We start from the raw sequence: 26,089 nt of genomic DNA on the forward strand, positions 1-26,089 counted from the left end.
AGGGGCGGCGCCGGCGTCGACAATTGGTCTGAAGCGACTGCCTTGGCGACGCTTTCAGGTACGGCGGGCCTACTCAAGAAGGACGATGCCTGATGGGCGCCTATATACTGCGCCGCATCCTGTTGATGATCCCGACCCTGTTCGGCATCATGGCGATCTCCTTCGCCGTCATCCAGTTCGCACCCGGCGGGCCGGTAGAACAGGTCATCGCCAGGCTGACCCACCAGGGTGGCACCGATCGGCTCGGCGGCGGCGGTGGCGATGCCGGCGGCGGTGGCGGCAATTTCGATGTCGCCGGCGACGTCAGCTCGAAATATCGCGGCGCGCAAGGGCTCGATCCGGAATTCATCAAGAAGCTGGAAAAGCAGTTCGGCTTCGACAAGCCGCCGCTCGAGCGCTTCGGCATGATGCTGTGGAACTACGCCCGCTTCGATTTCGGCGACAGTTATTTCCGCGACATCTCGGTGCTCAAGCTGATCCTGGAAAAGATGCCGGTGTCGATCTCGATCGGCCTGTGGATCACGCTTCTGTCCTACCTGATCTCGATTCCGCTCGGCATCCGCAAGGCGGTCAAGGACGGCTCGGCCTTCGACGTCTGGACCAGCGGCGTGGTCATCGTCGGCTACGCCATTCCCGGCTTCCTGTTCGGTATCCTGTTGATGGTGCTGTTTGCCGGCGGCTCGTTCTGGGACTGGTTCCCGCTGCGCGGCATCGTCTCGGACAATTGGGACCAGCTCTCGTGGCCGGACAAGATCGTCGACTATTTCTGGCACATGACCTTGCCGCTGACGGCGCTGGTGCTGTCGGCCTTCGCCACGACGACGCTGCTGACCAAGAACTCCTTCCTTGAAGAAATCCGCAAGCAGTATGTGGTGACGGCGCGCGCCAAGGGCCTGTCGGAGCGCAAGGTGCTCTACGGCCACGTCTTCCGCAACGCCATGCTGATCGTCATCGCCGGCTTTCCCGGCGCCTTCATCTCGGCCTTCTTCACCGGGTCGCTGTTGATCGAGAACATCTTCTCGCTCGACGGGCTCGGCCTGCTCGGCTTCAAGTCCGTCGTCGACCGCGACTATCCGGTGGTGTTCGCCAACCTCTACATCTTCTCGCTGCTCGGCCTGTTCATCAATCTTCTGTCCGACCTCATCTACACCTGGGTCGATCCGCGCATCGATTTCGAGCGGAGGGACGTCTGATGGCGGAAGCCGCTGCCGCAACGACGCCGGCCCGCATCGCCCGCCACTGGCTGTCGCCTCTCAACCAGCGGCGCCTGCAGAACTTCAAGTCGAACCGGCGCGGCTTCTGGTCGTTGTGGATCTTTCTCATCCTGTTCGTGCTGTCGCTGTTTTCCGAGTTCATCGCCAACGACAAGCCGATCATCGCCTCCTATAAGGGCGAGATCCTGTTCCCGGTGCTGGTCGCCTATCCGGAAGAGAAATTCGGCGGCTTCTATGCCGTGACCGACTATCGCGACCCCGTCATCCAGGACGAGATCAACGCCAATGGCTGGATGATCTGGCCACCGGTGCGCTACTCCTACCAGACGGTCAACAACGCCATTCCCGAGGCGGCTCCGACCAAGCCTTCCTGGCTCTACGACAAGAAGACGCTCTGCAACCAATACCCGCAAGGCGCGGCCGACCCGAACTGCTCGGTCGGCAACTGGAACTGGCTGGGCACCGACGACCAGGCGCGGGACGTGCTGGCGCGGCTGATCTACGGCTTCAGGATATCCGTCCTGTTCGGCCTGATCCTGACTGTGGGATCGTCGCTGATCGGCGTGGCGGCCGGCGCCATGCAAGGCTATTTCGGCGGCTGGACGGACCTTTTGTTCCAGCGCTTTATCGAGATCTGGTCGGCGATCCCGGTGCTCTATCTGCTGCTCATCGTCGCCGCCATCTTGCCGCCCGGCTTCTTCATCCTGCTCGGCCTGATGCTCTTGTTCTCCTGGGTGGCGCTGGTCGGCGTGGTCAGGGCCGAGTTCCTGCGCGCCCGCAACTTCGAATATGTCAACGCCGCGCGCGCCCTCGGCGTGCCCAACCGCACTATCATGTTCCGGCACCTGTTGCCCAACGCCATGGTGGCGACGCTGACCTTCCTGCCCTTCCTGCTCTCCGGCTCGATCTCGACGCTGACCTCGCTCGACTATCTAGGCTTCGGCCTGCCGCCGGGCTCGGCCTCGCTCGGCGAAATGCTGAAGCAGGCGCAGCGCAACCTCAACGCGCCGTGGCTCGGCATTTCCGCCTTCATCGTCATCTCGCTGATGCTGTCGCTGCTGGTTTTCGTTGGCGAGGCGACGCGCGACGCCTTCGATCCGCGCAAGACGTTCAAATGAGCGAGCCCCTGCTTTCCGTCCGCGATTTCAGCGTCGCCTTCGCGCAAGGCGGCAAGCAGTCGCTGGCCGTCGACCACATTTCCTTCGACATCGCCAAGGGCGAGACGGTGGCGTTGGTCGGCGAGTCCGGTTCCGGCAAGTCGGTCTCGGCGCTGTCGGTGCTGAAGCTCCTGCCCTACCCGACGGCCAGCCACCCGTCCGGACGGATTCTGTTCCAGGGCGCCGACCTGTTGTTCATGGACGAGCGGGCGCTGAGGCGGGTGCGCGGCAACAAGATCACCATGATCTTCCAGGAGCCGATGACCTCGCTCAATCCGCTGCACACGATCGAGCAGCAGGTCGTCGAGGTGCTGAAGCTGCACCAGGGGCTCGGCGACAGGCAGGCTCGAGCGCGCACGCTGGAACTGCTCAACGAGGTCGGCATACGCGACCCTGAAAAGAGGCTCGACGCCTATCCGCACCAGCTTTCCGGCGGCCAGCGCCAGCGTGTCATGATCGCCATGGCGCTGGCCAACGAGCCGGAGCTTCTGATCGCCGACGAGCCGACGACGGCGCTCGACGTCACCGTGCAGGCGCAGATCCTCGAGCTGCTTGCGAAGCTCAAGGCCCGCAAGGGCATGTCGATGCTGTTCATCACCCATGATCTCGGCATCGTCAGGAAGATCGCCGACCGCGTCTGCGTGATGACCAAGGGCAAGATCGTCGAGAGTGGCCCGACCAAGGACATCTTCGCCAATCCGCAGCATGCCTATACCAAGCACCTGCTGGCGGCCGAGCCGAAAGGCAAGCCGCCGGCGGCGAATGCCGACGCCAAGGCGGTGATGATGGGCAAGGACATCAAGGTCTGGTTCCCGATCAAGCGCGGCTTCTTCCGCCGCACCGTCGACAATGTGAAGGCGGTGGACGGGATCGACGTCACCGTGCGGGCCGGCCAGACGCTCGGCGTCGTCGGCGAATCCGGCTCGGGCAAGACGACGCTTGGACTGGCGCTGGCCAGGATGATCTCGTCGACCGGAACCATCCAGTTCGACGGGCGCGACATCAACCAGCTCTCCTTCAATGCCATGCGGCCGCTCAGGCGCGAGCTTCAGATCGTCTTCCAGGACCCGTTCGGCTCGCTCAGCCCGCGCATGTCGATCGCCGAGATCATCGAGGAAGGACTGAGGATCCACGAGCCGAAGCTCACGCCCGACCAGCGCGACGACAAGGTCGCCGACGTGCTGAAGGAGGTCGGGCTCGATCCCGAGACGCGCAACCGCTATCCGCACGAATTCTCCGGCGGCCAGCGCCAGCGCGTGGCCATCGCCCGCGCCATGGTGCTCAACCCGCGCTTCGTCATGCTGGACGAGCCGACCTCGGCGCTCGACATGAGCGTGCAGGCGCAGGTCGTCGACCTCCTGCGCAGCCTGCAGGCCAAGCACGATCTCGCCTATCTGTTCATCAGCCACGACCTGAAAGTCATCCGCGCGCTTGCCAACGACGTCATCGTCATGCGCAATGGCCAGATCGTCGAAGCCGGGCCTTCCGAACAGATTTTTGGCAGCCCGCAAACCGACTATACTCGGGCACTGATCTCGGCCGCGTTCCGGATCGAGACGGCGCCGACCGGCGTGGTCAGCGAATAGGCAGGGCCAGGGCTGAAATGACAGGGAAGAAAAATCCGCACATGGAAAAAGGCCGCGTCCTGCTTGCCGTCACCGGCTTTCATCCGCAGCGCTGGCGCGAGCTGCTCTCGGCCGAGCGCGAGGTGGTGCTGGAGCCGGACGGCGCCAGCGATCCCTCGATTACCTATGCGGTGGTGTGGAAGCAGAAGGCCAACCTGCTTTCGTCCCTGCCCAATCTGCGCGCCATCTTCTCGATCGGCGCCGGCGTCGACCATATCTTCGCCGATCCCGGCCTGCCCGACGTGCCGATCGTCAAGGTGGTCGCCGACAACCTCACCCAATACATGACCGAGTACGTGGTCTGGCGCGTGCTCGACCATCACCGCCAGGGCATGCTCTATCAAGCGCAGCAGAAGAAGAAGACCTGGCACGAGCCGCCGCAGCGGCCGGCCGGCGACATCTCGGTCGGCATCATGGGGCTCGGCAATCTCGGCCGCGCGGCGGCGTCGGTGCTGTTGTCGCTGGGCTTCTCGGTCAATGGCTGGTCGCGGACGGAGCGGCCGATGAAAGGTGTTTCCACCTATGCGGGCGAGGCCGGGCTGATCCCTTTCCTCAACGCCACCGACATATTGGTGGTGCTGCTGCCGCTGACGGCCCAGACACAAGGCATCGTCAACTACAGCCTTCTGAAGGAACTGCGCAAGCGCAACGGCCTCGGCGGCTCGGTGCTGATCAATGCCGGACGCGGACGCCTGCAGAAGGATGCCGACATCCTGCGCGCGCTGGAGGACGGCACGCTGAAGGAGGCGAGCCTCGACGTGTTCGAGGTCGAGCCGCTGCCGAAGACCAGCCCGCTATGGGCGCATCCGAAGGTGTTCGTGACGCCGCATGCGGCGGCGACCTCCGATCCGGTGCATCTGGTGCCGATCATGCTGCGGCAGATGGCGGCTTACGAGCGCGGCGAAAAGCTCGACAATATCGTCGACCGCGAGGCCGGATACTAGAGCGGTTCAGCGTTTCATGAAATCGCCGAACCGCTCTAACTATTTGTTTCTACGCAATTCCGGACGGAAAACCGTTACACACTTTTCCTGGAATTGCTCTAAATCCTCAAGACGGCTTCGAGCCGGGCAGCTCGAACTTGTTCTTCTTTTTCGGCTGGCCGCAGTCGCGGCGCTCGATCGACCGGTTCATGGCGTCGATCTGGCCGCTTGCCCTGTCGCTGTCGCGCGTCGCCTTGGAGCGCATGTCGGGCGTGAACGGACCAAAACCCATGGCCGGGTTGGAGAAGGTCGTCTTGGCGGTCGTCGGCAGGTGATTTTGCTCGGCCAGACCATTGCGCTGGGCAATCAGCTGATCGCAAGGCACGCTGTCATATTGCAGCGAGGACTGAACGTCCTCGTCCTGGCGTTCCGCCATCGAGGTGCCGCCGACGCAGCCGGCCATTGCCAGGCACGAGGCCAAAACCATCAAGTTCCAGCGCATGGCTTCCCTCCGTGCGATATCCGCCCCCCGCAACCCCGACACGCGATTCGGGCTTTTTCGCAGCAAAGATCAAACAGAGGCCGGCGTGACAGAGGGGATGTGAAGGATCACAGCATCGGCGGCCTTGGACGCTTCTCCGCCACCACGGCAAACCCTTCGATCGGCTCGCGGCGATCATGCCGGATAACGGTGCCTTCCAGCCGCCGGATCGAAAAGCCGCTGGCGGCCAGAACGTCCCGCACGTAGCCTTGCGAATGCGCATAGCGGCGTGACGGCCGCAGCGCGAAACCGTTGCCGCCGGCCAGTTCTCCATCAGCCAGCGTCTCGACCGAGAAGGCAAACAACCCATCCTCGGAAAGCATGCCGGCGACGGTGCTCACAATGCCTTCGAGCGCGCCGACATAGATGAACACGTCGGCCGCCACCACCAGGTCGGCCTTCGGGCCGGCAAAGGCAAAGTCCTGCAGGTCAGCCTTGACGAGCCGGTCGTAAATGCACTTGGCCCGCGCCTGCTTCAGCATGGCCGCCGAGATGTCGCAGCCCTCCAGCCGGTCGGCGATCGGCCGCAGCCTTTCGCCCATCAGGCCGGTGCCGCAGCCGAGGTCAACCGCCAGAGAGAAGCGGCCCGGCCGGACCGATCGAATGGCCTGATCGAGGAATTCTGGCATCCGGTAGCCGAGTTTGCCGACGAGCGACTCCTCAAAGGTAGCTGCATACTGGTCGAACAGGGTCTCGACGAAGGCGCTGGGTGGGCCGGCGGCAGCCGGCGCCTTGCCGATCAGCTGCAGCTTCAGCGCGGCGCCGAGCCTGTCCGCCGGCTCCAGCCGCAACGCCATCGCCCAAGCCTGCGCGGCCTGATCGGGCTGGCCGGCGGCTTCCTGCATCTCGCCGAGGCGGAACCAGCCGGCTGACCATTGCGGCGCCAGCTCGAGCGCGCCGAGCAGCAGCTCCGCCGCAGCAGTGGGATCGCCGGAGGCGCCGAGCATCTCGGCGAAGTCGGCGCGGCGGTCGGCGGTCAGGTCGCCGGATGAGGCCTGGAACGGTTTCATGGTGCAAGGATCCCACCGGCGATCTGACCGGCGGCTGGCTGTAGGATGAGTCAGCAGTCTCTGGCAACAGGCTTCCCGCGCCGGATTTAGCCACTATCTTGGGAGCCATGCGCGCCAGCGACCTGCTCAAGCCCCGCCCCGAGGGCCTCTACTGCCCGCCCGGCGATTTCTTTATCGACCCGGTGCGGCCGGTGGCCCGCGCGCTGATTACGCACGGCCACTCCGACCATGCGCGCTCCGGCCACGGCTCGGTGCTCGCGACCCGGCAGACGCTCGACATCATGGCGTTGCGCTATGGCGAGGATTTTGCCGGGGCCAGGCAGGCCGTCGACCTCGGCGAGATGATCGACCTCAACGGCGTGTCGGTCAGCTTTCATCCGGCGGGCCATGTGCTGGGCTCGGCGCAGATCGCGGTCGAGCATCGGGGCATGCGCATCGTCGCTTCCGGCGACTACAAGCGCCAGAAGGACGCCACCTGCAAGCCGTTCGAGCCGATCCCTTGCGACATCTTCATCACCGAGGCGACGTTCGGCCTGCCGGTGTTCCGCCATCCGCCGGACACCGAGGAAATCGTCCGGCTGCTGAAATCGGCGGCGCAGTTTCCGGAGCGCTCACACCTGATCGGCGCCTACGCGCTCGGCAAGGCACAGCGCGTCATGCGGCTCTTGCGCGACTGCGGCTACGACAGGCCGATCTATATCCATGGCGCGCTGGCGAAGCTCAGCGAATATTACCAGAGCCAGGGCATCGACCTCGGGCAGCTCGACCCAGCAACGGTCGACAGCGGCGGCAAGGACGATTTCGCGGGCGCCATCGTCGTCGGTCCGCCGGCGGCCTTCGCCGACCGCTGGGCGCGGCGATTTCCCGACCCGATCTCCTGCTTCGCCTCGGGCTGGATGCGCATCCGCCAGCGCGCCAAGCAGGGCGGCGTCGAACTGCCGCTGATCATCTCCGACCATGCCGACTGGGACGAGCTGACCACCACGATCAAGGAGACGGGTGCTTCGGAAATCTGGGTGACCCACGGCCGCGAGGAAGCGCTGGTGCGCTGGTGCGAGCTGGAAGGCATCGCGGCGCGGCCGCTGCATCTGGTGGGCTATGAGGACGAGGGCGATTGATGGCTGTTGATCCAACAATTGCCGGCGTCGCGATCCTTCGCGCCCCCCTCTGGCCTGCCGGCCATCTCCCCCACTTGGGGGGAGATCAGACGTCACGCCGACCTTCGCGAATCACCGACGTTGCAGAATATGAGCCGGCAGCCGCACTGCTGATCTCCCCCCTTGTGGGGGAGATGTCCGGCAGGACAGAGGGGGGCGCGACAGAACGCAGCGCTGCCCCGTTGCCACGGCCATGAACCGCTTCGCCGAGCTCCTCGACCGCCTCGTGCTGACGCCGTCGCGCAACGGCAAGCTGACGCTGCTGACCGACTATTTCCGCAGCGTCGAAGACCCGGACCGCGGGCTGGCGCTGGCCGCGATCACCGGGGACCTGTCGATCGCGGCGGTGAAGCCGGCGATGCTGCGGGCGCTGGTGGTCGAGCGCATGGACCCGGTGCTGTTCGGCTATTCCTACGACTATGTCGGCGACCTCGCCGAGACGGTGTCGCTGGTCTGGCCGCAAGCGCCCGGAAACATCCCGAACCACGCGCCGACGCTGGCCGAGGTGGTCGGCAAGCTGCAGGCGGCGAGCCGCTCCGACGAGCCGAAGGTGCTGGCGAGGCTGCTCGACAGCGCCAGCATCTCGGCGCGCTTCGCCATCATCAAGCTGGTCACCGGTGGCCTGCGCATCGGTGTTTCGGCGCGGCTTGCCAAGCAGGCGCTGGCCGATCTCGGCCAGGTCGACGTCACCGAAATCGAGGAGCTGTGGCACGGGCTGACGCCGCCCTACATCTCGCTGTTCGCCTGGCTGGAGGGCAAGGCCGGCAAGCCCGAACGGACCGCGCTGGCACTGTTCAGTCCGGTGATGCTGGCCAATCCGGTCGGCGACGGCGATCTCGAAAAGCTCGACCCGGCCGACTACGCGGCCGAATGGAAATGGGACGGCATCCGCGTCCAGGCGGTGTGCGAAGGCGGCATCCGCCGGCTCTATTCGCGCACCGGCGACGACGTCTCCGGCGCCTTTCCCGACCTCGCCGCGGCGATGGATTTCTCCGCCGCGCTCGACGGCGAATTGCTGGTCGGCGATCCGCGTGAAGCGACGGGAACCTTTTCCGACCTGCAGCAGCGGCTGAACCGCAAGAGCGTGTCGTCGAAAATCCAGCAGCAATACCCGGCCTTCATGCGTTGCTACGATGCGCTGCACATCGGCGGCGAGGATTTGCGCGCCCTACCTTTGCGCGAAAGACGGGCTCGCCTCGAAGCCTTCATCGGCACGCTCGATCCAAGCCGCTTCGACCTCTCGCCGCTGGTCGAATTCCCCGACTGGCAGGCGCTGGAAGAGCTTCGCCAGGCGCCGCCGCATCCGATCATCGAAGGGGTGATGCTGAAGCGCTGGGATTCGCCCTATCTCGCCGGCCGGCCGAAGGGTCCGTGGTTCAAATGGAAGCGCGATCCGCACACGGTCGACGCGGTGCTAATGTATGCGCAGCGCGGCCATGGCAAGCGCTCGAGCTTCTACTCCGATTACACCTTCGGCGTCTGGTCGGGCCCGGAAGGCGCGGAAGAGCTGGTGCCGGTCGGCAAGGCCTATTTCGGCTTCACCGACGAGGAGCTGAAGCAGATCGACAAATATGTCCGCGACAACACTGTCGAGCGCTTCGGCCCGGTGCGCTCGGTTCGCGCCGACCGCGACAACGGCCTGGTGCTGGAGGTGGCGTTCGAGGGGCTCAACCGCTCGACCCGACACAAATCGGGCGTCGCCATGCGTTTTCCGCGTATTTCACGGCTGCGCTGGGACAAGCCGGCGGCCGAGGCGGACCGCATCGAGACGCTGCAGGCGTTGCTGGACAGCTAGGAAATCCGCCGCAGGCGCTTCACCCCACCCGGCGCTTCGCGCCGACCTCCCCATCGAGGGGAGGTAGAATGTCGCGCCAACCCTACCTCCCCTTGATGGGGAGGTCGCGCCGAAGGCGCGGGTGGGGTGCTGCGCCTAGGTCGATGGGACGAGCGACGTTACTGCGCGATCGAGACGCGGACCTCGTAGATATCGACCGACTTGCCCTGCTTGTCGAAGTCGGAGTTGATGGCAATGGTGCCGGCCGCGCCCGGCTGCTTGTCCGGGAACTGCACGTCGAACAGATATTCGTTGCGCTCGTGACCGACCGCATAGCGCTTGCGGCCGCAATCGCCGAGCTCGCCGAAATTGCAGTCGACCGAGATCTGAGTCTCCTTGCCCTCTTCCGAGCGGGCGACGATGTCGAACATGGCATGCTTGCCGACGAGCTTTTCCAGCACGCCCTGGCCGACGTCGAAGGCGATGGCCGAGCCGGAAGCGCCGGAGCGGATGCGCAGGAACGAGCCGGTGTCGTCCTGCATCACCTCGGCCTTGGCGTCGGCGGGCGCCGCGACATGGGTCGGGTCAGCCGGTGAGAAGACACTGATCCAGTCGCGCTGCTGCGCGGCCTCGCCCTGTTTTTCCGGCGACCCGGCGGGCGGCTCGGCCGCCTCGTCGTCCTCGACCGTCGGCGGCGCCTGGGGCGGGCCGGTGTCGAGTTCGGCCGCGGTCTTGAAGACGCCGGTCTGCTTGGCGAAATAGAGCCCGATGCCGGCGGCGGCTAGCAGCGTCACGCCGAGGAAGATCGCCGTCAGCGGCAGGCGACGTCCCCTGATCCGCCGCTCGTCGCGATCCGGCGCCACCTCCGCCTCGCCGTCTTCCGCTGCGGCGGATGCCGGCGAATCGAGCGTCGGCGCATCGGGAAGGTCGCCGGGCATGATGTCGGGGACGACTGGCAGCACGCGCGAGCGTGGCGCATCGGAAGCTGAAGGCTGCACAGGGCCATCGACCACGATCGCCGGCGACGGCTGAGCGGGCGCGGTTTGCGTCGGCGGTTCCACAGTGGGCGCCGGCGCGGCGGTCTCGTCCGACATGGCGATTTCAGGGGCAACCGCCGCCGCCGTGTCACTCTCGTCCAGCGCGGCGACATCGGGGACCGCCGGCAGGAACTCCGATTCGATCTCGGCGATCTTGGCCTGCACCGCCTTGCGGCGCTTGATGGCCATTTCCACGGTCACGTTCGGATTGGCCTGCAGCACGCGGTCGAGCGCGGCAAAGGCCGAGCGATAGACCCGCTCGCGAAAGACGCGGTCCTCGGCATTGCCCTTCTCGAAGGCGTTGCGGATCGCTTTTTCGATCGCGTCCAAGCCAAATCCCTCTGCACATTCCTGCCATGATCGTTAGCGGCAGGCGGCCAATCAATCAACGGGCCGGCGGCCGCATTCTGCGCGGCGCAACCGGACAAACCGGATTTCGGCGGTTTTTTTCAAGGAAATCAACCTATTTCGCCGAAGCGGTCCCGCACCAGCCGGCAGGCGCTGTGCTTCGGACCGGCGTCGCATTGCTCCTGCGGCTGCTTTGAGGCAAGCCCGGAGCCGGCGCGAATGCCAGTTCCGGCCCGAATTCGCGGTTGCTTATTTGAATTCGCCGCAAGCCATCTTGAATTCGCGGCGGGTTGAGTCTATCACGCAGCCCATCTTGGAGGCCTAGCGCTTCCCGGGCCGCTTTAGCTCAGTTGGTAGAGCACATCATTCGTAATGATGGGGTCGCGTGTTCGAGTCACGCAAGCGGCACCAGTTCCTCTGCTCGAAATGCTTTATTTCCAAGAGGATACACTGGAGCTGGGTGGCATTCCAACCACCCGAAAATCCACCTCGGTTGACTTCGTTGGCAGGTCGGGTCGTGTCTCCATTTTGAAATCTGGCCGCTGTCGTCGCCAGCTCTCCCAGCCATCCGGTGCAGACGCTGCTGAGGGTTTGAGCGGTCTCTGGCGACGATGGCCGATACAATAGCACCGCCACGGTGGCGTCAGCCGGTTACACAGAGCGGGAAATATCTCCGGCCTTCTGGGCGTGGTGCGTCAGCGTCCCAGGAATAGGCAAGGTCAAGCTGCGTTCCGCATCGGCGAAGGGCGGAGGACTGGAAGAGATGGGCACCATGCGCGCGGCGCGTCTGGAAGTCGGCAGGACATGGACGGGAGGCGGTCCGCGTGCGGACGCCTGGCCGACGGGTGCAACGACCACGCAGCGTCACCTCGCGGCGATCCTGGCTTGCGACGTGGTCGGCTATTCGCGCCTGACGGAACGCGACGAGCGAGGCACGCTCGAACGGCTGAAGATCTACCGCAAGGATCTCCTCGAACCACTGGTCTCCGAGCACCGGGGTCGGATCGTCAAGCGCACCGGCGACGGCATGCTGTGCGAATTCGCCAGCGTCGTCAACGCAGTGAACGCGGCGATCGCGATCCAGCAGGCCGTGGCGGAACGCGAGGCGGAGACGGCCGAGGACGAGCGGATTCACTTGCGCATCGGCGTCAATCTCGGCGACGTGGTCTGCGAGGAGGACGGCGACCTCTACGGCGACGGGGTCAACATCGCCGCCCGCCTCGAAGGCATCGCCGATCCCGGTACCGTGGTCGTCTCGGGCACCGCCTACGACCACCTTCAGGGCAAGCTCGACTGCGGCTTCACGCCGCTCGGCGAGCTGCGTCTGAAGAACATCGAGCGGCCCGTGCGCGCCTACCGCGTCGAGACTGACGCCAGCGCCGCGGTGGCTGCACCGCCTCCCTTGCCCGAGAGACCCTCGATCGCTGTCCTGCCTTTCACCAACATGAGCGGCGACCCCGACCAGGAATACTTCGCCGACGGGCTGGTGGAGGACATCATCACCGGATTGAGCCGGGTGAACTCCTTCTTCGTGATCGCCCGCAATTCGTCCTTCACCTACAAGGGCCGGGCGGTGGACCTGCGCCAGGTCGGGCGCGAGCTGGGCGTCCGCTACGTGCTCGAGGGCAGCATCCGCAGAGCAGGATCGCGGGTGCGCATCAGTGGGCAGTTGGTGGACGCGATCAGCGGACACCATATCTGGACCGACCGTTTCGAGGGCGACCTGAGCGACATCTTCGACCTGCAGGACAAGGTGACCGAGAGCGTCGTCGGCGCTGTCGAGCCGAGCATCCGGCTGGAGGAGATCAAGCAGGCGCGCATGAAGCCGACCGACTACATAAGCGCCTACGACCTCTACCTTCGCGCGCTGCCGCGCTTCTACAGCATGACGCGCGAAGGCTTTGCCGACGTGCGCCGGCTCACCAACGAGGCGCTCAGCATCGACCCCGGCTTCAACCTGGCGAAGGGACTCGGCGCCTATATCCGCAGCCTGTCCGTGAGCCAGTGCTGGCATGAGCCGGACGATACCCGCGTCGCCGCGCGCATGGCGCGCGAGGTGCTGGCGGAAGCGCGCGACGACCCCACGAGCCTGCGCTTCGCCGCGCAGGTGATCGCCTACAGCGCGAAAGAGTACGAGATGGCGCTGCGCACGATCGAACGATCACTGCTGCTCAACCCCAATTCGGCGCAGGGCCATACGGGCTGCGGCTGGGTGAACGCGCATTCCAGCCGCCCGCTCGTCGCGATCGAGCACTTTCACAGGGCCATGCGGCTGAGCCCGGTCGACCCCGAGAAGGGCATCGCGCTCTCCGGCATCGGCATGAGCTACCTGATGCTCGAGCGCTACGAGGAAGCGCTGGCATGGGGAGAACGCGCGCTGCACGAGATGCCGAACTACGGCTCGTCGCACCGGGTGGTTATCATGGCGCTGGTCAAACTGAACCGGCTTCACGAGGCGCAGGCGGCGGCGCGGCGGCTGATGGATGCTTTCCCGACATACACGCTCACCCTGCAGAGGCAGATCAACCCGTGGCTGGACAAGGTGTTCGCCGAGCGTTACGTCGAGGCGCTGAGCATCGCCGGCGTGCCGGAGTGATCGTCGCGGCTGCAAGGATGCGCTCTCCCGCGCGTCACGCCCCCGAGTCGGACAGCGTGCCGCAGGTCCGGGTCCTTGTCGAAAAGGTCTCGGGACGCGAGGCACGCGAATAGCGTGTCCATCGCCGGCCCGAGCGATCCAGTTTTTCGCGCCTAACCCTGCGATCATCACCGAAGCGGCAGTCGAAACGCCCGCGCGGTTTCCAACGCGGGCGCTGCCGATCGGTGCGGTTTGGCACGGCACTCGCCCCATAACGAATTTGATCCATCGCAATGAGCGAGGACGTATCCTGCGCTAATATTGGCAAGAACCGATCGACAGAAATTCGCGAGGCCGACGCCGGCTGAAAAGGGAGGTCATACAGATGATGATCCGCACGCTCTCCACCCTGGAATGCACGAAAATGCTGGCGGCCAACCGCACCGGACATTTGGCTTGCGCGAAGGACGGACAACCCTATGTCGTGCCTTTCAACTACGCCTATGCCGACAACCACCTCTACGCATTCTCCCTGTTGGGCAAGAAGGTCGACTGGATGCGGGAGAATCCCCTGGTGTGCGCCCAGGTGCAGGAACACACGCAGGGGCGCGGCTGGAAAAGCGTGATCGTCGAGGGCCGCTATGAGGAACTGCCGGACCGGATCGGCCACAAGGTTCAACGCGACCATGCCTGGGCAGTGCTGAGCAAGCACGCGGGCTGGTGGGAGCCCGGCGCGCTCAAGCCTGTCACGCCTCCTCTTTCAGATAGCCTGCCGCATGTCTTTTTCCGGATCCTCGTCGAGCAGGTCTCGGGACGGGAAGCAACTGAATAGCCGGCGTCGACGGCAGCAGCCGGAGCGTCTCCGGAGCCTATCCGCCCAGCGTCGCCACCGTCTTCAGCGCGCCATCCAGCATGTCGCCCTTGTCGTCCTTCAGCGCCGCCTCGCGCAGGCGGCGGATCCAGTCGGCGGCATCGTCGCGAGGCCTAGCGCTTCCCGGGCCGCTTCAGCTAAGTTGGTAGGACATCATGGGGGTCGCGTGTTCGAGTCACGCAAGCGGCACCAGTTTCCCCTCCAATCGCAATTGTACCACCGCGGCGCGTCAAGCCGTATTTGGCGACGTCAGTGTTATGAAAGTCTTGGCCCGCTCGCAGCGGTCAATGCCAGAATCCATCAGACCGCATGTCGACTACAAATCTTCATCTTCGCAAACATCCGTTGGCATATTAGTATCTAATATTAGATTACTCTAATTTAGCTGCAGATACTTCAAGTTACTAGTTTCAAACAACTACAACTTCTGCGTTCAATGTTAATTATTGTCTTTCATAGTGACATCCATATGGAGTCACACATGAGCGACATCTCGGCATCAAGGTACATTCTGAGCGGATTGACGGCTTTTTCCTATGTCGTCGTCTATTCACTCGCGTCAGCGCTCGGCCTGAAAGTCGAAAACGTTCTGGGCGTCCCTGAAGCTCTTTTGCTCGTTGCGGCCATCGTGGCGAGTGCCAGCCTTCTGAACAGGGCACCTCTGTTCAGGGCCGCACTGGAAAATTTTCTTTATGGGACGCTGCTCGTTTTTCCGATCACAATCGCGGTCTATCTCGCCGCACGCTCGAACGTGCCTTGGGCCGACGAAGAGCTGCGGCAGATGGATCAGGCGCTGGGCATCAACTGGCCAGCCTTGATCGCTTTCGTGGACAGCCGAAAAAATCTCTCATTCGTCCTGAACATCGCCTACAGAAGCTTCCATTTCCAGCTCCTGATTCTGCCCTTTATGTTGGCATCGACCGGGCATGTCCTGCGGTCGTATCAGATGACAATTGCGTATGCCGTCATCTGCTTCGTTTCCTGCGTCATTTCTATCTGGTACCCAGCGCTAGGCACCTACAGTGTCTACCATATGGACCCCAGCAATCTAAAATACATCGACGGAAAGCTGGCGACCGTCTTCCTTGATGAACTGATTGGGATCCATTCAAATTCCAACTTTGTTTTCGATTTTGGGCGAGCCGAAGGGATCATGACTTTCCCTTCCGTCCACGCCGCCATTGCGGCCCTCTGTGCATGGGCCGCGTGGGATGCGAAATGGCTCCGCTACCCCATGCTCCTCCTGAACATACTGATGGCAGCTTCCGCCGCCATCGTATCGAACCACTACGTGGTGGACGTCATCGCCGGCATAGGGGTCGCCGGGTTTTGTATTTCAGCGGTGTCGTTCGTTACCCGACCGAGGCGTTCGGCAATTGGCTCGCGCCCGCAAGGCCTCAACGCTCTACCCGTTCCGTCAATCTCCGACATATCTGCGTGATCTCGGCCCTGGCCATCTCCCAAAGTGCCAAGAACCGTTCCTTGGAACCCGCATCGCCGTCTTGGCGAGCCGCAATCCACGATTTCCAAAGGAGTGGCTGCAGCCTTGCTGTCCCCCCTATCCCAGCGTCGCGACCGTCTTCAGCGCGCCATCCAGCATGTCGCCCTTCTCGTCCTTCAGCGCCGCCTCGCGCAGGCGGCGGATCCAGTCGGCGGCATCGTCGCGGCCCTTCAGCATATCGAGCGCTGAGAGCACGCGGTCGAATTTCGACTGGGCGCGGGCGTGGGTGTCGCTGTAGCCCTTGATCAGCCGGCGGCAGTTCAGGATTTCCGTGCCAAGCGCGTAATCTTCGCGGGCGTGGGCGAGCGCCAGGTCGTACCAGCGTTCGAGATGCTCGACCTCCATCCTGTGGCGCAGCAGGCGGCGGCGCCAGCGGCGCAGGCCGCCAATGACCCACAGCATGGCGAAGCCGGTGAAACTGTCGGTGCGGATGTGGCGGCCGCGGTTGATGCGGCGGTCGAGGAAAGCGGCAAGCTTCGGCCGGTCCTCGATGTAGCTGCCCAGCCCGGCTGGCAGCGTGCCGCAGAACTCCTCGATGCGCGGATGGAAATATTCGGTGACCTGCAGTACCGTTCCGTCCTTGACGCCGACCTCCTTGCGCACGCGCCTGTCGCGGGTCGAGCGAGTCTTGAGGTCGGCGACGCGGATCATGTCGTCGTAGCACATGGCGTTGGCCAGATGTTTCGCCGCGGCGATCGACAGCGCATAGGCGTGCTCCGGGCCATCCAGCGCGACGGCCTTGTCCAGCCGGTCGAGATACTCGCCGCCATAGGCGATGTCCTGGTAGTCGACGACTTTTTTCAGGCCGCGTTCGGCCATGTCGCGCACCGGCTCTGGCAAGGCACCCACGCGGGCGGCGAGCTCCTGCCAGCCTTTCAGCAAGATTTCCGGTCCACGGACCTTCGCCGTTGACCTGGCTTCAGGAGCGGCAGGCTTCGTCGCCGCCTGCTCGCCTGCCGGTGCAGCCGCGATGCCGCGCGCGCGATCGTAAGCGGCGGCGAAGGCGGCGAGGCTGGCTCTGACGCCGCGGCCGCCGGCGCCGATCGCCTGCTCATAGTTCTCCCGCGCAAAGGGCAGCGCATCGGAACCGGCCAGCGCGCCGAGCAGGCTGGCCGAGATCATGGTGCCATTCTCGGCGGCGATCTGGTCCATGTCGAAGGCGATGAATCGCCTGGCCGCGGCTTGCGCCGTCGCGTGCACCCTCTCCGACGAGGCGCGGCCGTCGCCCGGCTCGATCTTTTCCGACACCGCGGCGATGCGATGCGAGGAGGCGATCAGAGTCGTGCGCTCGGGCGTCACGAATCCCCTGATGATGGCGCGGCCGGCTTCCATCAGCTCGGCGGCGATCAATATGTCGACGTCGCCCTGCGAAGGCGACAGCGCGAAGACGGGCAGCCGGCCGGTGTCGCGGGCCATCTCGATATAATAGATCGTAGCACCCGTGCGCTGGGCGACGCCTGCCACCGAGGTCGACTGGGCGATGTAGCCACTGCGCTCGGCGACGTCGGTAATCCAGTCGGCGAGCACGCCGCCGCCCTGGCCGCCGACGGCGAGCACGGCGAGCTTTATCACGCGCTCTTCGTCATGGGCGCCCGTCCTCGGGTGCAGCGCTGCGTTGTGATCAAGCATCGGCAAACACCAGCCGGCGGCTTTCGCGGCGGCGCTGCAGGCGCCCGATCACCGCACGCCGCGCGCTTTCGAGGAAACGGTCCCAGCGGCCGGGATTGTGGACGACATCGGCGCGGTAGAAGGACGGGCAGAGCACGGCGGCGTCCGCCACCTCGCCGCAATTGCCGCAGCCGACGCAATTCTGGTCGATCGATGCCACCGGATCGTCGCGCAGCGGGTCGTCGAGCGACTTGACCGACAGCGAGGGGCAGCCCGAGAGCCGCATGCAGGCGTGGTCGCCGGTGCAGATGTCCTCGTCGACGCCGAACTTCGGTTTGACGACCCTTGTCCCCCCCTTGATCGCCTTGTCGACCAGCGGCTTCTCGCGGCGCTGGCGGTTCAACATGCATTCGGAGGAGGCGACGATGACTTTCGGCCCCTTCTCCTCGGTCGTCAGCGCCTCGCGCAGCGTCGCTTGCATCTTGCCGACGTCATAGGTGCGATCGATGTGGCGCAGCCATTTCACGCCCATGCCCTTCACCGCCTCGGTGATCGGATGTTTTGTGGATTTGGTGCGGTTCGAGGCGCGCGAGGACAGGATGTCCTGCCCGCCGGTGGCGGCCGAGTAGAAATTGTCGACGATGACGATGACGCCGTCGTTCTTGTTGAACACCGCATTGCCGATCGAGGAGGTCAGGCCGTTGTGCCAGAAGCCGCCGTCGCCGACGAAGGAGATCGAGCGGCGTTTTGCATCAGGCGAATTGAACGCTGACGCCGAGGCCGGCCCCAGCCCGTAGCCCATAGTGGTGGCGCCGAGCTCGAAGGGCGGCATGATCGAGAACAAATGGCAGCCGATGTCGGAGGCGATGTGGTGCTTGCCGAGCTCCTGCTCGACCAGCTTGGTCGCGGCGAAGATCGGCCGTTCCGGGCAGCCGATGCAGAAGCCAGGCGGGCGGCCGGGGACGACGTTGATCAGGTCGGCGGTGTCGACGCCTTCGCCCGATTTGTTCGGCGCCCTCACCTCGCCCGGCAGCAGATGCGGAGCATGCGCCCGCAGGAAGGAGCCGATGCCGTCGAGCATGACCTGGCCGGTATATTCGCCGGCCATCGGCAAATGCTCCTTGCCCACCAGCCTGGTGCCGCGGCCGGCCTTGTGCAGCATGGCGGCAAAAGCCTGTTCGATGTAGTTGGGCTGGCCTTCCTCGACGACCAGCACCGCTTGCTTGCCCTCGCAGAAAGCGAGGAACTCGTCGTCGACCAGCGGATAGACGGCGTTCAGCACATAGAGCGACACGTCGGTGTCGCCATAGGTGTCGGCGAGGCCGAGCCGCTGCAGCGCGCGGATGACCGAATTGTACATACCGCCCTGCATGACGATGCCGACCGAGCCATGATCGGAGCCGAAGATCTCGTTGATCTTGCGGCTCCTGATGAAATCGACCGCCGCCGGCCAGCGCTTCGCCACCTTCTCCTTCTCATGCAGGAAGGAGGCGGGCGGCAGCACGATGCGGCCGGTGTCGCGGCGCGGCGCTTCCAGCGCATCGGCCACCGACATTGGCGGCCGCTTGTTGTCCTTGGCGACAAAATGGCCGTGGACGTGGCAGCAGCGGATGCGCACCTGCAGCATGACCGGCGTGTTGGAGGCTTCCGACAGCTCGAAGCCGTCCTCGACCGCCTTGACGATCGAGGGCAGGTTCGGGCGCGGATCGAGCAGCCAGACCTGGCTCTTCATGGCGAAGGCGTGGCTGCGCTCCTGCATAATGGAGGAGCCCTCGCCATAGTCCTCGCCGACGATGATCAGCGCGCCGCCGGTGACGCCGCCGGACGCCAGATTGGCCAGCGCATCGGAAGCGACATTGGTGCCGACCGTCGACTTGAAGGTGGCGGCACCGCGGATCGGGTAATGCACGGAGGCGGCAAGCATCGCAGTGGCGGTGGCTTCCGAGGCACTCGCCTCGAAATGCACGCCGAGTTCTCCGAGAATGTCCTGCGCGTCGGCGAGCACGTCCATCAAATGGCTGATCGGCGCGCCCTGATAGCCGCCGACATAGCCCACGCCGCATTGCAGCAGCGCCTTGGTGATGGCGAGAATGCCTTCGCCGGCGAACTCCTGGCCGGCACCGAGGCGGAGCTTCTCGACTTCCTTGGCAAAAGACCGTTCGGCCATGGTGGCCTCCTTCCGTTGCCGCCGGCATCCGGCGGCGCGTACGTCTAGATGTCGTGCTTGCGGATGTTCTTGAGCATCTTCTGCAATATGGCGATCAGGGCCGCGTATTCGGCGTCGTCGACGCCGTCGAACATGGCCTCGAAGGCATCGTGCATGGCCGGCCAGGCGCGTGTGAACAGAGCCCGGCCGTCATCGGTAAGGAATACATGGCGGAAGCGGCTGTCGGAGACACCCTGTTCACGCCGCACCAGGCCCTGCCCCTCAAGCGTGTCGAGCGTCCGGCTCAAGGTCGACTGCTCGATCACCGTGTAGACCGAGAGGTCATTGACGGTGACGCCGTCGGTCACCGACAGCACGGCCAGCGTGCGGACCTGCGGAATGGTCAGGCCCTGCTTGCGGAAATCCTCGCGCAGCGTGGCGTTGTAGCGGCCCATGATGCGGTTCATCAGGTAGGGCGCGAACTGCTGCAGGCCGATCTCGCCCAGGGTCGAGATGCGCTGGCGCTTCTGCTGGACCTTCTCCTCCATCACAGCCTCCCTGCCAGCAGGTAGCCGGAGCCGCCGCCAAGCCCGGCGCCGGGATGCGTGGAGGCGCCGATATGGTAGAGGCCCTTGATGCCGGTCGCATGGTTGCGGCTTGCCTTGAACGGCCGCCACAGGAAGGCCTGGTCGATGGTCGACGAGCCGCCATAGGGATCGCCGCCGACCAGGTTGATGTTCATCGCTTCGAGGTCGGCCGGCGAATAGGCACGACGCGCGATCACACTGCCGCTGAAGCCGTCGATGTGGTTGGCGAGGATCGCCTCGACGCGGTCGGCATAGGCCTCGCGCAACTCGGCGGTCCATTGCCCGTCCGCCGGAGCATCCAGCTTGCCGGCGGCGTCGCCCTTGATGTGTCTGGGCGACTCCGGCAGTTGCAGCCAGAGGATCGCCTTGCCCTGCGGGCAGCGCGACGGGTCGAGCGCGTGCGGCTGGCCGACGCAGATCGTCGGCACTTCCGGCAGCAAGCCGCGCACCGCTTCGTTGCAGGCTTTGGAGACGCCGTCGAGACCGGGCGTCAGATGCAGCAACGCCACCTTGTCCAGCCCCTCGCCGCGCCAGGCCGGCGGCTTGCTCAACGCATAGTGGATCTGGAAGTTGCCCTTGCCGTAGCGATATTCGCGCGTCGCGTCGACGTCGCGCTTTGAGGCCGCGTCGCCGAGCAGGCGGCCGTAGAGCTGGGTCGGCGTGACCGAACAGATGACGCTCTCTTTTGCGTGCACCGTCTCGCCAGAGGCCAGCCGCACACCGGTGGCGCGGCCGCCTTCGAGGATGATGGAGGCGACGTCCGCGTCGGTGGAGATCACGCCGCCGCGCTCCTTGATCAGCGCCTCGAAGGCGGCGAGCAGGTTTTTCGCACCGCCCTTGACGATCGGCGCGCCGGCAGCCTCCAGCGCAAACGCAATGACCTTGGCGATCTGACCGGAAAAGGCGTCTTCCGGCCCGAGGCCGGCATGCAGCACCCAGGGCGCCCAGAGCGCACGGATCGTCTCAGATGTGTAGGCCGTCTCCAGCCAGCCGCGCGCCGGCGCCAGCGCCTCGCCGAGGAAGGCGGCAAGGTTGCGCGGCCCGCGCCGCCAGGCCTCGCCGGTAAGCAGCTTCGTCGTCGGATAGGACCACAAGGCGCCGCCGAGCAGGCCGAACAGCAGGCCTGCATTGCGCTCGACGCCGCCGACATCGCTGCCGTGGCGGTCGCCGTCGCCCGAGGCGATCTTGTTGAGCGCCGCGATGTTGGCGGCGCGGTCGGTGCTGAGCACGGCATGGCTGCCGTCGGGCCTCAGCACGCCGGTCGGGGTCGCGGTGTGGCAGAACTCCAGCCCATGCCGCGCCAGATCCTTGCCAAGTGCTGCAAAGGCCGGCGAGGTGATGAACAGCACGAAGGTCGTCGCCATCACGTCATGGACGAAGCCGGGCGCGGTGATCTCCTCGGTGCGCATGCAGCCGCCGATGCGGTCGTTGCGCTCGAGCACGAGCACCTTCGCCCCCTTGCCGCCCAGCATCGCCGCGCAGACCAGGGCGTTGATGCCGCTGCCGACGATGATGTGATCGGGGGCGTTCATTGGATGCTCCCGCCCGTCGCAAGGTGGCGATCAGGTGCGCGAAGTCGTGTTCCTGCGCGCGCCCCTCTGCCCTGCCGGGCATCTCCCCCACAAGGGGGGAGATCAGCTTGCATCGCGGCTTTCGTCAATTGTCCACGGTGCAGGGTTGAGCGGGGCGCCGAAACTGCCAATCTCTCCCCAAGTGGGGGAGATGTCCGGCAGGACAGAGGGGGGCGCCGTAGAGCGCTGACGCTCCAAGACGGCCGCCTCGACTTCATCATCACGACATTGCCTGCGAGCATGATCTTCTCCCGAAGACCGCCACCTCGCCCTATTTCCCCGGCACCAGCGCCAGGGCGCGGATCGGGCTGCCGGTGCCGTGCTCGATCTTGAGCGGCGCGGCGATCAGGATCGCGCCTTTCGGCGGCAGCTGGTCGAGGTTGCAGAGGCTGGCCAGACCATAGCGGTTGGCCTTGTGCATCAGCGTGTGCGCCGGGAACGGCGGCTCCATGCCGCCGGCCTTGCCGGCATCGGTGCCGATGGTCTCCGAGCCCCAGCCCTTGATGTCCTTGCCGATCAGGAACTGGATGGCTTCCGCCGTCGGGCCCGGCGTGTGCGGGCCGGTTTCGTTGGCGTTGAGGAACTCGGCTTCCGAGCCGTTGCGCTTGTACCAGTCGGTGCGCATCACCACCCACTCGCCGGCATTGATGGCGCCATGCTTGGCTTCCCAGGCCTTGATGTGGTCGACGGTGAGCAGGAAATCGTGGTTGGCGGCTGATTCCTTCGAGCAGTCGATGACGTTGACCGGGCCGACGAAATTCTGCGCCGGAATGGTGTCGGTGGCGCCATCCGGATAGTCCTTGCCGGTGATCCAGTGCTGTGGCGCATCGAAATGCGTGCCCGAATGCTCGCCGAGCTTCAGCCAGTTCCAGGCCCACCACGGCCCGTTCTTGTCATATTTGGAGATGGCGTGGATCTCGACCTTCGGCGTGTCGACGGCGAGCTCCGGCGGCAGCTTGATCAGCGGCGTGTTCGGCCCGAGCGGCGCCGACAGGTCGACCACGCGGATAGCGCCCGAAAGCAGCTGGCCGGCGACCTCGCCGAGGAGTCTTTGCGTGTCCATGGTCTCAGTTCCCTCTTTGTCGATGAAAATCGAGGCTCGTTGCGGCCCTTAATATCCTACTAGACGAAAACATATGCATCTGCAATTATCTTTAAGCATAAAGCATTTTGGGGCGAGGCGTGAGCGAGTTCGACGCCATCTTTGTCGGGGCGGGCCACAACAGTCTGGCATGCGCCGCGCATCTGGCGCGCAAAGGCTGGAAAACAGCCGTTTTTGAACGCAGTGCAGCAATCGGCGGCGCGGTGCAGACCCGCGAATTCACCTTACCCGGCTTCCGCCACGATTTCGGCGCGATGAATCTGAGCCTCTTCGCGGGCTCGGCCTTCCACCGGAAATATGCAAATGAATTGAAAACCCAGGGGCTGGAATTCGCACCGGTGGCGGACTGTTTCGCCAGCGCCTTCCCGGACGGCAAATGGTTCGGCGTCAGCAACGACCTGGAGAAGACCGCCGCGCGGCTGGCCGCCTTCTCCGCAGCGGACGCCGATACTTGGCGGCGTCTTGTCGACGCCTTTCCGGGCGAAGCCGAGCATCTGTTCCGGCTGCTGGGCTCGCCGATGAGCGCCCGCGCGCTGGCCGGCATGGCCTGGAAGCTCTGGCGCAAGAAGGGCATCGCCGGCGCGCTCGAAACCGGCCGGCTGCTGCTCTCCTCGCCGCGCGCGTGGCTGGAAGAAAACTTCGAGACGCCGCATGTGCGCGCGACGCTCGCCGCCTGGGGCATGCATCTCGACTTCGCGCCCGACATCGCCGGCGGCGCCGTGTTCCCCTATCTGGAATCGATGGCCAACCAGAGTTTCGGCATGGTGCTGGGCAGGGGCGGCGCCGACACCATGATCCGCGCGCTTGCCGGCATGGTGACGGCGGCTGGCGGCAAGATCGCAACCGGCGCCGAGATCGCCGAGATCACGGTCGCCGGCGGCCGGGCGACCGGCGTGCGGCTCGCGTCCGGGGATTTCCACGTTGCCAGCAAGGCAGTGATTGCCGGCGTCGCGCCGAAGGCGCTGCCGGGCAAGCTTCTGCCCGACGGTTCGGGCGATGCCGGTTTCGACGCGGCGATGAAGAAATTCCGTTACGCGCCAGGCACGATGATGATCCACCTGGCGCTGGACGACCTGCCCGACTGGAGCGCCGGGGCCGAGCTGCGTCAGTTCGCCTATGTGCATCTTTCGCCCTCGCTCGACGCCATGTCGCGCACCTACCAGCAGGCTACAGCGGGCATGCTGCCGGACCAGCCGGTGCTGGTTGTCGGTCAGCCGACGGCCGTCGATCCGTCCCGCGCGCCCGCAGGCAAGCATGTGCTGTGGGTGCAGGTGCGCATGCTGCCGGCCGAAATCCTCGGCGACGCGGCCGGCAGGATCGAGTCCGGTCCGTGGGACGCGATCAAGGACACCTATGCCGAGCGCGTGCTCGAGATCATCGAGAGTTACGCGCCGGGCCTGCGCCAAAAAATCCTCGGCCGCGCCGTCTTCTCGCCGCTCGATCTCGAGCGCGAGAATCCGAACCTCGTCGGCGGCGACCAGGTCTGCGGCAGCCATCATCTGGCGCAGAATTTTCTCTTCCGCCCGGCCCGTGGCTACGCCGGCTGGAACACGCCGGTCTCAAACCTCTACCTCACCGGCGCCGCGACATGGCCCGGTGCCGGCACCGGTGCCGCCTCGGGCTTCATGCTCGCTGAACAGCTGAGCGGGAGGTAGGAGCAAAGATCTTTCCGGGATGCAGGGGGCAAGGCGCGGTTGCCCAAGGAGCCTGAACCCAACGATCGAATGAGAATGCCGCGCAAAGAAGCACAACCACAGGGGAACGACCATGACCATCAACAGACGTGACTTGCTCGGATACGGCGCGGCGGCGATCGGCGCGACCGCGCTCGGCCTGCCGAAGGCAGCCAAGGCGGCGGGAGAACTGACCATCGCCTATAACGTCAATTTGCCGTCCTGGGACCCGACGACCGGGCCTTCCGCCGTCAACCCGACGATCCAGGGTCTCTACCAGTCGGTGTTCGACCAGTTCATCCCGCAGAAGCCCGACCTTTCCTTCACGCCCGGCCTGCTCACCGAATGGGGCTGGAACGAGGACCGTACCAAGGTGACGATGACAGTGCGCGAGGGCGTGAAGTGGCATGACGGCTCGCCGTTCACGCCCGAGGACGTGGTCTGGTCGCTGCAGCGGGCCGGCGACGAGAAGACCGGCAACCCGATCCAGTTCGTCTGGAAGAACGTCAACAATTTCAAGATCGACGGCAACAAGATCACCGGCGATGTCGTGCAGTTCGACCCGGTCTATTTCAAATGGATGTCGTTCCTGACCGGCTACATCATGCCGAAGGCCTATTACGAGAAGGTCGGCGCCGAAGGCTTCGAGAAGGCGCCTATCGGCACCGGCCCGTACATGGTCGACAAGTTCGAGCGCAACGCCTTCCTGCGGCTCAAGGCCAATCCGAACTACTGGGGCGCCAAGCCGGCCTTCGAGAACGTGACGATCAAGTTCGTCACCGACGCGGCGAGCCGCGTCGCCGAGATCGAGTCCGGCTCCTCGCAGGTGACGCTCGAGATCCCCTATGAGGAATATGACCGGCTGATCACTAAGGACGGGCTCGCGGGCTCGATCAAGAACGTCTCCGACATCGGCATGATCTTCTTCAACGACATCGAGGCGATGCTGGACAAGAACGTCCGCCAGGCGGCGGTGATGGCGGTGGACAAGGAGCTGCTTGTCAAGCGGCTGCTGCGCGGCTACGGCCAGCCGATCGCCACGCTGGAGACGCCGGAATACACGGCCTTCGATGCTTCGATCAAGGTCGAGCACAATCCGGAAAAGGCGAAAGAACTGCTCGCCGCTTCCGGCTTTTCGCCGGAGAAGCCGGTCAAGTTCACGATCCAGACGACCAAGGGCTTCAAACCCAAGGATTATGAGATGATCCAGGCCATCGTCGGCATGTGGCGCAAGGTCGGCATCGAGGCGACGATCGAGGTCTACGAGATCGCCAAGCACTATGAGCTGCGCGCCGCCGACAAGCTGGCGCCGGCGGCCTTCTACAACTGGGGCAACGCGATCGGCGATCCGACGACGTCGACCGGCTTTGCCATGTACGGCCCGAGCCCGCATTCGGTCTGGGACAGCAAGGACCTGATCGACATGATCAACCCGCTGTGGGGCGAGAAGGACGAGGCCAAGCGCATCGCCGGCTGGAAGGCGGTCGACAAATACATCGCCGAGCAGGCCTATGTGCTGCCGCTGATCCAGTATGCGCAGCCGATCGTGCACGCCAAGGGCGTCAATGTGGTGCAGCACGTGTCGGGTGCCTTGCTGCCGGCGCTGATGACCCCGGCCTGATCATCGGCCTTGGATTGCCGCGCGCCGTCGCGAAGACGGCGCGCATTT

Annotated in this window: 19 protein-coding genes and 2 tRNA genes; 13 read left to right on the forward strand and 8 right to left on the reverse strand. The window is 64.9% G+C overall.

Going from position 1 to position 26,089, the window contains the following annotated elements:
* Window positions 1-92 precede the first annotated feature (92 nt).
* The 4 genes from PU724_RS08900 to PU724_RS08915 are packed head-to-tail and all read left to right on the forward strand — an operon-like array spanning window position 93 to window position 4,940.
* Window positions 93-1,193: a microcin C ABC transporter permease YejB gene (locus tag PU724_RS08900; protein WP_354420234.1), complete on the forward strand. Its 1,101-nt coding sequence runs from the start codon at window positions 93-95 to the stop codon at window positions 1,191-1,193.
* The gene (locus PU724_RS08905; protein ID WP_354420235.1) at window positions 1,193-2,332 is read left to right on the forward strand and encodes an ABC transporter permease; all 1,140 of its coding nucleotides are present in this window, start codon (window positions 1,193-1,195) and stop codon (window positions 2,330-2,332) included. Before PU724_RS08900 ends, PU724_RS08905 begins: the two co-directional genes overlap by 1 nt.
* Window positions 2,329-3,957, forward strand: coding sequence for an ABC transporter ATP-binding protein (locus PU724_RS08910; RefSeq protein ID WP_320319746.1), 1,629 nt, complete (start codon window positions 2,329-2,331; stop codon window positions 3,955-3,957). The genes PU724_RS08905 and PU724_RS08910 overlap by 4 nt, the downstream gene beginning before the upstream one ends.
* Before the next feature lie 41 nt (window positions 3,958-3,998).
* Window positions 3,999-4,940, forward strand: a complete 942-nt coding sequence (locus tag PU724_RS08915) for a 2-hydroxyacid dehydrogenase (protein WP_320319804.1) — start codon at window positions 3,999-4,001, stop codon at window positions 4,938-4,940.
* Window positions 4,941-5,046: 106 nt separating this feature from the next.
* Here PU724_RS08915 and PU724_RS08920 read toward each other — a convergent pair whose 3' ends face one another.
* Both PU724_RS08920 and PU724_RS08925 read right to left on the reverse strand, forming a co-directional pair.
* On the reverse strand, window positions 5,047-5,421 hold the full coding sequence (locus PU724_RS08920; RefSeq protein ID WP_320319745.1) for a hypothetical protein: 375 nt from the start codon (window positions 5,419-5,421) through the stop codon (window positions 5,047-5,049).
* Between the two features lie 107 nt (window positions 5,422-5,528).
* Window positions 5,529-6,470, reverse strand: coding sequence for a methyltransferase domain-containing protein (locus PU724_RS08925; protein ID WP_320319744.1), 942 nt, complete (start codon window positions 6,468-6,470; stop codon window positions 5,529-5,531).
* Between the two features lie 107 nt (window positions 6,471-6,577).
* Between PU724_RS08925 and PU724_RS08930 the strand changes: the two genes are divergently transcribed.
* Both PU724_RS08930 and PU724_RS08935 read left to right on the forward strand, forming a co-directional pair.
* Window positions 6,578-7,588, forward strand: coding sequence for a ligase-associated DNA damage response exonuclease (locus PU724_RS08930; protein ID WP_320319743.1), 1,011 nt, complete (start codon window positions 6,578-6,580; stop codon window positions 7,586-7,588).
* Window positions 7,589-7,820: 232 nt separating this feature from the next.
* Window positions 7,821-9,422 (forward strand): cisplatin damage response ATP-dependent DNA ligase, encoded by a 1,602-nt coding sequence (locus PU724_RS08935; protein WP_354420236.1) that lies wholly within the window; start codon window positions 7,821-7,823, stop codon window positions 9,420-9,422.
* A 158-nt stretch (window positions 9,423-9,580) separates the two neighbouring features.
* Here the strand turns inward: PU724_RS08935 and PU724_RS08940 are convergent, their stop codons facing one another.
* On the reverse strand, window positions 9,581-10,768 hold the full coding sequence (locus PU724_RS08940; protein ID WP_135860417.1) for a hypothetical protein: 1,188 nt from the start codon (window positions 10,766-10,768) through the stop codon (window positions 9,581-9,583).
* Window positions 10,769-11,121: 353 nt separating this feature from the next.
* Here PU724_RS08940 and PU724_RS08945 point away from each other — a divergent pair.
* From PU724_RS08945 to PU724_RS08965, 5 genes are all read left to right on the forward strand, one after another.
* Window positions 11,122-11,197 (forward strand) — tRNA-Thr (locus PU724_RS08945).
* A gap of 352 nt (window positions 11,198-11,549) precedes the next feature.
* Window positions 11,550-13,382, forward strand: a complete 1,833-nt coding sequence (locus PU724_RS08950) for an adenylate/guanylate cyclase domain-containing protein (RefSeq protein ID WP_354420237.1) — start codon at window positions 11,550-11,552, stop codon at window positions 13,380-13,382.
* A gap of 364 nt (window positions 13,383-13,746) precedes the next feature.
* A complete protein-coding gene (locus PU724_RS08955) occupies window positions 13,747-14,193 on the forward strand; it encodes a pyridoxamine 5'-phosphate oxidase family protein (RefSeq protein WP_127284500.1) in 447 nt (148 codons plus the stop codon).
* Window positions 14,194-14,359: 166 nt separating this feature from the next.
* Window positions 14,360-14,424, forward strand: a tRNA-OTHER gene (locus tag PU724_RS08960).
* A gap of 289 nt (window positions 14,425-14,713) precedes the next feature.
* A complete protein-coding gene (locus tag PU724_RS08965; protein WP_187331359.1) occupies window positions 14,714-15,673 on the forward strand; it encodes a phosphatase PAP2 family protein in 960 nt (319 codons plus the stop codon).
* Between the two features lie 117 nt (window positions 15,674-15,790).
* Here PU724_RS08965 and PU724_RS08970 read toward each other — a convergent pair whose 3' ends face one another.
* The 5 genes from PU724_RS08970 to PU724_RS08990 all read right to left on the reverse strand — a co-directional run bounded on the left by PU724_RS08970 (window position 15,791) and on the right by PU724_RS08990 (window position 22,708).
* Entirely contained in the window at window positions 15,791-17,362 is a 1,572-nt protein-coding gene (locus PU724_RS08970) for an indolepyruvate oxidoreductase subunit beta family protein (protein ID WP_135857699.1), read from the reverse strand.
* Window positions 17,355-19,508 carry a thiamine pyrophosphate-dependent enzyme gene (locus tag PU724_RS08975; RefSeq protein WP_135857702.1) on the reverse strand — a complete coding sequence of 718 codons (2,154 nt, stop codon included), beginning with the start codon at window positions 19,506-19,508 and terminating at the stop codon, window positions 17,355-17,357. Before PU724_RS08975 ends, PU724_RS08970 begins: the two co-directional genes overlap by 8 nt.
* A gap of 44 nt (window positions 19,509-19,552) precedes the next feature.
* Window positions 19,553-20,035 (reverse strand): MarR family winged helix-turn-helix transcriptional regulator, encoded by a 483-nt coding sequence (locus tag PU724_RS08980; protein ID WP_127284494.1) that lies wholly within the window; start codon window positions 20,033-20,035, stop codon window positions 19,553-19,555.
* Window positions 20,035-21,606 carry a phytoene desaturase family protein gene (locus tag PU724_RS08985; RefSeq protein WP_354420238.1) on the reverse strand — a complete coding sequence of 524 codons (1,572 nt, stop codon included), beginning with the start codon at window positions 21,604-21,606 and terminating at the stop codon, window positions 20,035-20,037. Before PU724_RS08985 ends, PU724_RS08980 begins: the two co-directional genes overlap by 1 nt.
* A gap of 310 nt (window positions 21,607-21,916) precedes the next feature.
* Window positions 21,917-22,708: a cyclase family protein gene (locus PU724_RS08990; RefSeq protein WP_354420239.1), complete on the reverse strand. Its 792-nt coding sequence runs from the start codon at window positions 22,706-22,708 to the stop codon at window positions 21,917-21,919.
* Between the two features lie 119 nt (window positions 22,709-22,827).
* Between PU724_RS08990 and PU724_RS08995 the strand changes: the two genes are divergently transcribed.
* Window positions 22,828-24,402, forward strand: a complete 1,575-nt coding sequence (locus PU724_RS08995) for a phytoene desaturase family protein (RefSeq protein ID WP_354420240.1) — start codon at window positions 22,828-22,830, stop codon at window positions 24,400-24,402.
* A gap of 112 nt (window positions 24,403-24,514) precedes the next feature.
* On the forward strand, window positions 24,515-26,041 hold the full coding sequence (locus tag PU724_RS09000) for an ABC transporter substrate-binding protein (RefSeq protein ID WP_135857710.1): 1,527 nt from the start codon (window positions 24,515-24,517) through the stop codon (window positions 26,039-26,041).
* Window positions 26,042-26,089 lie beyond the last annotated feature (48 nt).

Origin of the sequence: Mesorhizobium abyssinicae (assembly GCF_049887195.1) — a bacterium.
In the GTDB taxonomy this organism is placed as follows: Bacteria; Pseudomonadota; Alphaproteobacteria; order Rhizobiales; family Rhizobiaceae; genus Mesorhizobium; species Mesorhizobium abyssinicae.

Bases quoted from the DNA above. Each gene is read 5' to 3' on its own strand.
- PU724_RS08985 (WP_354420238.1), bottom strand. From the start codon at position 21,606: ATGAACGCCCCCGATCACATCATCGTCGGCAGCGGCATCAACGCCCTG.
- PU724_RS08980 (WP_127284494.1), bottom strand. From the start codon at position 20,035: ATGGAGGAGAAGGTCCAGCAGAAGCGCCAGCGCATCTCGACCCTGGGC.
- PU724_RS08990 (WP_354420239.1), bottom strand. From the start codon at position 22,708: ATGGACACGCAAAGACTCCTCGGCGAGGTCGCCGGCCAGCTGCTTTCG.
- PU724_RS08920 (WP_320319745.1), bottom strand. From the start codon at position 5,421: ATGCGCTGGAACTTGATGGTTTTGGCCTCGTGCCTGGCAATGGCCGGC.
- PU724_RS08925 (WP_320319744.1), bottom strand. From the start codon at position 6,470: ATGAAACCGTTCCAGGCCTCATCCGGCGACCTGACCGCCGACCGCCGC.
- PU724_RS08950 (WP_354420237.1), top strand. From the start codon at position 11,550: ATGGGCACCATGCGCGCGGCGCGTCTGGAAGTCGGCAGGACATGGACG.
- PU724_RS08900 (WP_354420234.1), top strand. From the start codon at position 93: ATGGGCGCCTATATACTGCGCCGCATCCTGTTGATGATCCCGACCCTG.
- PU724_RS08910 (WP_320319746.1), top strand. From the start codon at position 2,329: ATGAGCGAGCCCCTGCTTTCCGTCCGCGATTTCAGCGTCGCCTTCGCG.
- PU724_RS08930 (WP_320319743.1), top strand. From the start codon at position 6,578: ATGCGCGCCAGCGACCTGCTCAAGCCCCGCCCCGAGGGCCTCTACTGC.
- PU724_RS08935 (WP_354420236.1), top strand. From the start codon at position 7,821: ATGAACCGCTTCGCCGAGCTCCTCGACCGCCTCGTGCTGACGCCGTCG.
- PU724_RS08955 (WP_127284500.1), top strand. From the start codon at position 13,747: ATGATGATCCGCACGCTCTCCACCCTGGAATGCACGAAAATGCTGGCG.
- PU724_RS08905 (WP_354420235.1), top strand. From the start codon at position 1,193: ATGGCGGAAGCCGCTGCCGCAACGACGCCGGCCCGCATCGCCCGCCAC.
- PU724_RS08965 (WP_187331359.1), top strand. From the start codon at position 14,714: ATGAGCGACATCTCGGCATCAAGGTACATTCTGAGCGGATTGACGGCT.
- PU724_RS09000 (WP_135857710.1), top strand. From the start codon at position 24,515: ATGACCATCAACAGACGTGACTTGCTCGGATACGGCGCGGCGGCGATC.
- PU724_RS08915 (WP_320319804.1), top strand. From the start codon at position 3,999: ATGGAAAAAGGCCGCGTCCTGCTTGCCGTCACCGGCTTTCATCCGCAG.
- PU724_RS08970 (WP_135857699.1), bottom strand. From the start codon at position 17,362: ATGCTTGATCACAACGCAGCGCTGCACCCGAGGACGGGCGCCCATGAC.
- PU724_RS08975 (WP_135857702.1), bottom strand. From the start codon at position 19,508: ATGGCCGAACGGTCTTTTGCCAAGGAAGTCGAGAAGCTCCGCCTCGGT.